Below are 6,276 nucleotides of genomic sequence, written 5' to 3'. Positions count from 1 at the left end.
CTCCAGAGCCGCCACCCGGCCCAGACCCCACACCTGGGCCTGAACCGCCGAGACGAGACGGTCCGAACGACCCACGCTCACCGCACCACGGGTCAGACACCACAACGACGCCTCCACCCCGGCATCACCCAGCCCCTGCACCAGAACAGCCGTGGCCACCACACCAGCGGCCTCATCCAGAGCGAGCAGCGACACCACACCCGCCACGGCACCGGCATCGGCCCCGGCCAGCAGACCCGCCACCACGCCACGATCGGCACCGGACTCGACGACCACCTGCCGGACCTCGGCACCACGGCCCGCCAAGGCATCCACCACGGCCCGGGTGCCGTCGACACCGGCAGCAGGAGTCACCACCAGCCAGGCACCGGACAGTCGCGCAGCAGCCGCCGCATCCGTCAGCGGCTTCCACGACACCCGGTAGCGCCAGCCGTCCACCTCGGACTGTTCCTGCCCCTGTCGCCGCCACGCGGACAGGGCGGGGACGAGCTCGCTGAACGGCGCGTCGGCGTCCACCTCCAGCTCGGCGGCCAGGGAGGCGAGGTCCCCGTGCTCCACCGCCTGCCAGAAGCGGGCGTCCACCGCGCCGGGTGCCCCGGCGGGCACCGTGCTGCCGCTCGACGGGGACTTCTCGGGCCAGTAGCGCTGCCGCTGGAAGGCGTACGTCGGCAGCTCGGCGCGCTCGGCGCCGGTACCGGCGAAGAACGCGGACCAGTCCACCTCCACGCCCCGCACATAGGCCCGGGCGACGGCGGCGACGGCCGTCTCCGCCTCCGGACGGCCCGCACGCAGGACCGGCACGAAGGCGACGTCGGCCGCACCCGTCAGGCACTCCTGGGCGAGGGCGGACAGCACCCCGTCCGGGCCCAGCTCGATGAAGGTGGTCGCACCGGCGGCTTCCAGGGCGCGGACGCCGTCGAGGAAGCGGACGGCCTCGCGGACGTGCCGGACCCAGAAGTCCGCCGTGCCCATCTCGTCGGTGACGAGGGCGCCGGTCAGGTGGGAGACGACCGGGATGCGGGGGGCCTCGAAGGCCAGCCCCGCCACCACCTGGCGGAAGTCGTCCAGCATGCCGTCCATGTGCGGCGAGTGGAACGCGTGGCTGACGGTCAGCCGCTTCGCCTTCCGGTCGGAGAACGACTCGGCGATGGCGACGGCGGCGTCCTCGTCGCCGGCGATCACGACCGACTGCGGGCCGTTGACCGCGGCGATGCCCACCCGGTCGCCCTCGCCGATCAGCGGCAGGACCTCGTCCTCCGAGGCCTGCAGGGCGATCATGGCCCCGCCGGCCGGGAGCGCCTGCATCAGCCGGCCGCGGGCCGCGACCAGCGTGCACGCGTCGTCCAGGGACAGGACGCCCGCGACATGCGCGGCGGCGATCTCGCCGATCGAGTGGCCGGCCACGAAGTCCGGCCGCACGCCCCACGATCCGACGAGGCGGAACAGCGCCACCTCGACCGCGAACAGCGCCGGCTGGGTCCACTCCGTCCGGTCCAGCAGGCCCGCGTCCGTCCCGAACAGCACGTCCTTCAGCGGAAGTGCGAGCTTCTCGCAGACGGCGTCGAGGGCCTGGGCGAACACGGGGAAGGCGTCGTACAGCTCACGGCCCATGCCGAGCCGCTGGCTGCCCTGCCCGGTGAACAGGAAGGCCAGCCCGCCGCCCGACACCGAGCCCTGCACCAGCCCCGGAACCTGCTCGCCGGCCGCGAGGGCCTCCAGGCGCGTGACGAGTGCCTCGCCGTCCGACGGCTGGCCGAACACCACGGCGCGGTGCTCCAGGGCGGCCCGGTGCACGGCCAGGGAGTGGCCGAGGTCGAGCGCGCCCCGGGGGCCGGACGCCGCCAGCACGTCGACCGCGGCCGGGCGCAGGCGCGCCGCCTGGGCGCGCAGGGCGGCGGCCGTGCGGCCGGAGACCGTCCACGGCAGGACCGGCGGGACCGGGAGCCCGGCCCCCGTCGCCGTGACGGGCTCCGTGCGCGACGCCGACCCGCCTGTCTGCGGTGCCTGTTCGAGGACGGCATGGGCGTTGGTGCCGCTGTAGCCGAACGAGGAGATGCCGGCGCGGCGCGGGCGACCGGTCTCGGGCCAGGCCCGCTGCTCGGTCAGCAGCTCGATGTCGCCCGCGGACCAGTCCACGTAGGGGGTCGGCTCGTCGATGTGGAGGGTCCGCGGCAGCAGGCCGTGCCGCATGGCCATGACCATCTTGATGACGCCGGCGGCACCGGCGACGGCCTGGGTGTGCCCGATGTTCGACTTCACCGAGCCCAGGAACAGCGGCTGCCCTTCCGGCCGGTCCTGCCCGTACGTGGCGAGCAGGGCCTGCGCCTCGATCGGGTCGCCGAGCCGGGTGCCCGTGCCGTGGGCTTCGACGGCGTCGACCTCGGCGGCGGTCAGGCCGGCGTCGGCGAGGGCCTCGCGGATGACGCGCTGCTGCGAGGGGCCGTTGGGGGCGGTGAGCCCGTTGGAGGCGCCGTCCTGGTTGACGGCGGTGCCGCGGACCACGGCGAGGACGGGGTGCCCGTTGCGGCGGGCGTCGGAGAGCCGCTCCAGGAGGAGCAGGCCGACGCCTTCTGACCAGATCGTGCCGTCGGCGGCCGCGGCGAACGCCTTGATGCGGCCGTCGCCGGCCAGGCCGCGCTGGCGGCTGAACTCGGTGAACGCGCCGGGCGTGGACATGATGGTCACCGCGCCCGCGAGGGCCATCGCGCATTCGCCGCGGCGCAGGGCCTGGGCGGCGAGGTGCAGGGTGACGAGCGACGAGGAGCAGGCCGTGTCGATGGTGACGGCGGGGCCTTCGAGGCCGAAGGTGTAGGAGATGCGGCCGGAGACGACGCTGGCGGCGTTTCCGGTGCCGAGGTGTCCTTCGAGGTCGGCGCCGTTGGCGTCGTCGAGCCAGAGCTGGAGGTAGTCCTGGGCGTTGGAGCCGACGAACACGCCGGTGCGGCTGCCGCGCAGGGCGGTCGGGTCGATGCCCGCGCGTTCGAAGGTCTCCCAGGTGGTCTCCAGCAGCAGGCGCTGCTGCGGGTCCATGGCGAGGGCTTCGCGCGGGGAGATCCCGAAGAAGGCGGCGTCGAAGTCGGCGGCCTCGTGCAGGAAGCCGCCCTCGCGGACGTAGCTGGTGCCTTCGCGGTCGGGATCGTCGCTGTAGAGGGTGTCGAGGTCCCAGCCTCGGTCGGCGGGGAAGGCGGTGATGCCGTCGCGGCCCTCGGCGAGCATCCGCCACAGGTCCTCGGGGGAGGCGATGCCGCCGGGGAAGCGGCAGTTCATCGCGACGACGGCGATCGGGTCGTCGTCGGTGGCGGTGGCGCGTGCCGAGGCGGCGGCCCGTCGGCGGGCCGGGAGGCGGCCTGCGCCGGCCGTGCCGGCTGCGGTGCCGGCGTCGTCGGCGGGGTCGCCGGCGAGCTCCTCGCGGAGGTACTGGGCGAGGGCGGTGGCCGTCGGGTAGTCGAAGACGAGGGTGGCGGGCAGGCGGCGGCCGGTGGCCTCGCCGAGCAGGTTGCGCAGTTCGACGGCGGTGAGCGAGTCGAAGCCCAGTTCCTTGAAGGAGCGGCCCGGTTCGACGGCGGCGGCGTTCGGGTAGCCGAGGGCCGCGGCGACCTGCTTGCGGACCAGGTCGAGGAGCGTGCGTTCCTGCTCGGCGGCCGGGAGGCCGGCGAGGCGCTGCCGCAGACCGGAGGCGCCCGCCGCCGCGGCGGCCGCGGCGCCCGCGGACCGGCGGGCGGGGACCCGTACCAGTGCGCGCAGCAGCGGGGAGAGGGTGCCGGCCTGGGCCTGGGGGCGCAGCCCGGCGGGGTCGATCCGCATGAGGACCGGTGCGGGCTCGTCGAGGCGGTGCGCGAGGTCGAAGAGGTCGAGGCCCTCGGCCGAGGTGAGCGGGGGCAGTCCGCCGCGGGTCATGCGGCTGACGTCGGCGTCGGTGAGGCTGCCGGCCATGCCCGAGCCGTCGGCCCACAGGGCCCAGGCGAGGGAGGTGGCGGGGAGCCCGAGGGAGCGGCGGTGGTGGGCGAAGGCGTCGAGGAAGACGTTGGCGGCCGCGTAGTTGCCCTGGCCGGCGCCGCCGAAGACGCCGCCGATGGAGGAGAAGAGGAGGAAGGCGGAGAGGTCTAGGTCGCGGGTCAGCTCGTGCAGGTGGACGGCCGCGTCGGCCTTGGGGCGCAGGACGGCCGACAGGCGCTCGGGGGTGAGGGAGGTGATCACGCCGTCGTCGAGGACGCCGGCGGTGTGGACGACCGCACCGAGCGGGTGCGCGTCGGGTATCGCCTCCAGTACGGCGGCCAGCGCGTCGCGGTCGGCGACGTCGCAGGCGGCCCAGGTCACCGAGGCGCCCGCGGCGGTGAGTTCGTCGGCGAGGCGCCGGGCCCCGGGGGTGGAGCCGCCGCGACGGCCGACGAGCAGCAGGTGCCGTACGCCGTGCTCGGCGACGAGGCGGCGGGCGATCAGCCCGCCGAGGAGACCGCCCGCGCCGGTGATCAGCACGGTCGAATCCGGCGCGTACCGGACTCCGGCCGCGGCCGGCTGCTCGCCGTCCTCCGCTTCCTCGGGCTGCCGGGCCACGCGGGCGAGGCGCGGCGCGAGGGCGGTGCCGGCGCGCAGGGCGAGTTCCGGCTCGCCGGCGGCCCGGGCTGCGGCGAGGGCGGCGGGCAGGGCGCGTACGGAGTCCTCGGTGCCGTCGGTGTCGAGCAGCAGCAGCCGGTCGGGGTTCTCGGCCTGTGCGGAGCGCAGCAGGCCGCGGACGGCGGCGTGGACGGGGTCGGTGACGGTGTCGGCGCCGGTGGCGGCGTCACCGGCCGCGACCGCGCCCGAGGTGAGGACGACGAGGCGGGTGGCGGCGAACCGGTCGCCGGTGAACGGCTCCTCCCCCAGCCAGGTCCGGGCGAGGGCGAGGGCGTGGTGCGAGGCCCGGTGCACGGCCTCGGCGGACAGCTCCGGTGCGGCGGAGTCGGCTGCTGCGTAGACGGCGACCACGACCTCCGGGACGGGTGCTCCGGCGTCGACCGCAGCGGCCAGCCCGGCCGGGTCCGCGTAGACGGCGATGTCGTCGGCGCCCGTGCCGGCGCCCGTGCCGAGCAGGGCGGTGGGGACCTCGGCCCCCAGGACCGCCCAGCGACCGCGCAGGTCCCCGGCCGCGTCCCCGTCCGTGTCGTCGTCGGCGCCGGTCGCGGTGGCGGCGGGCAGTGCCGTCCACTCGGTGCGGAACACCGACTCGTGGTGGGCGGTGCGGGCCGCCCGGACCTGCTCGGCCGACACGGCCCGCAGGACGAGCGAGTCGACGGTCGCGACGGGTGCGCCCGTCACGTCCGCGATCTCCAGGCGTACGCCGTCGCCCGCACCGGTCGGCGCGAGGTGGACGCGCAGGGCGTCGGCGCCGCTCGCGTGGAGGGTGACACCACTCCAGGCGAACGGGAGCCGGCCCTCGCCCTCGGTGCCGCCCAGGACGCCGAGGCCGAGGGTGTGCAGTGCCGCGTCCAGCAGTGCGGGGTGGAGGCCGAAGTCGCCGGCCGCGGCCGCGGTTTCCTCGGGGAGGGCGACCTCGGCGTAGATGCTGTCGCCGTGCTGCCAGGCGGCGGTGAGGCCGCGGAAGGCCGGGCCGTAGCCCATGCCGACCTCGGCCAGGTCGGTGTAGAGGCCGTCCGTGGCATGGGGTTCGGCGCCGGCCGGGGGCCACTGTCCGGCCGCGAACACCGACCGGGCCGGGACGGCGCCGCGGGCGAGGACACCGCCGGCGTGCCGGGTCCAGGACTCGTCGGCGGCACCGTCCTGCGTGCGGGAGGAGAGGCTGAAGGAGCGCCGGCCGGAGCCGTCGGCGTCGGGTGCGCTCACGTTGATCTGGAGCTGCACGCCGCCGCGTTCGGGCAGGATCAGCGGCGCTTCGAGGGTCAGCTCCTCGACGGTGTCGCAGCCGACCTGGTCTCCGGCCCAGACCGCCAGGTCGACGAAGGCCGTGCCGGGGAGCAGGATGCTGCCCATGACCAGGTGGTCGGCCAGCCAGGGGTGGGTGGCGGCGGACAGCAGGCTGGTGAAGGCGAAGCCGTCGGAGTCGGCGAGGGCGACCGTCGCGCCGAGCAGCGGGTGTGCGGCCGCGTCCAGTCCGGCCGCGGTGAGGTCGCCGATCCGGCTGCCCGGCTCGATCCAGTAGCGCTGCCGCTGGAAGGCGTAGGTGGGCAGGTCGTCGACCCGGCGGGCGCCGGTGCCGGCGAAGAAGGCCTGCCAGTCGACGCGGATGCCGTGGACGTGGGCCCGGGCGAGGGCGGTGACGAGCGCCTCGGCCTCGGGACG

General features: G+C 75.9%; 1 protein-coding gene. It reads right to left on the bottom strand.

Going from position 1 to position 6,276, the window contains the following annotated elements:
* Positions 1 to 6,276 (bottom strand): type I polyketide synthase (locus tag AC068A_RS36945; RefSeq protein ID WP_478590679.1); only part of this gene is annotated, 6,276 nt, incomplete at both ends.

The sequence above is a fragment of the Streptomyces sp. NPDC043854 genome, from assembly GCF_056436005.1.
The sequence above is the reverse complement of the archived record's forward strand: the minus strand, read 5'-3'. Positions and strand labels throughout refer to the sequence as shown.